Here is a 508-nt window from a genome sequence, read left to right on the forward strand (position 1 = left end):
GCCTCGTCGAGATCGAAGGGCTCAGTCATGGGCGGGGCTCTGCAACAACAACAACAACCTCATCATCAACCCCGGGCGGGCCCGGGACACCTCGAAGCACCGGGGCGCGAATAACCCCCGAGGCCGGGATCTGCGGGAAGGACCCGAGGGCGCGCCCGGCTCAGCGGCTGCGCTTCAGGGTGCGGGCCAGCGCCCGCTCGAAGGCCTCGGGCGCGGCGGCCGCGGCCACCTCGCGTGCGCGGTCCTCCATCGGGAAGCGCGGCGCGTAGCCTGGCATGTGATCGGAGAAGGCCAGCACCTTGCGGATGCGCTTGCCCCGGCGCTCGAACACGCCGGCCGAGAGACGGCTTTCCTCCGAGGGCACGAAGTAGCCGGCCCGGCGGGCTCCCGCCCGCTTCTTCGACGCCGCCGTGGTGTTGTTCGCAGCATCTCCCTGCGCCTGCACCGCCGAGAGGATCTGCTGCGCCACGCCGGGCGAGACATTGCCGTAGCGGTTGCGGCGCAGGCG

At 71.9% G+C, this 508-nt stretch carries 1 pseudogene; it reads right to left on the bottom strand.

Annotated elements, in window-relative coordinates:
* Positions 1 to 160 precede the first annotated feature (160 nt).
* Positions 161 to 508, bottom strand: a pseudogene (locus D3P35_RS26000) (hypothetical protein); the annotation flags it as partial.

Source organism: Oceanicella sp. SM1341, from assembly GCF_003448965.1.
Classification (GTDB): domain Bacteria; phylum Pseudomonadota; class Alphaproteobacteria; order Rhodobacterales; family Rhodobacteraceae; genus Paroceanicella.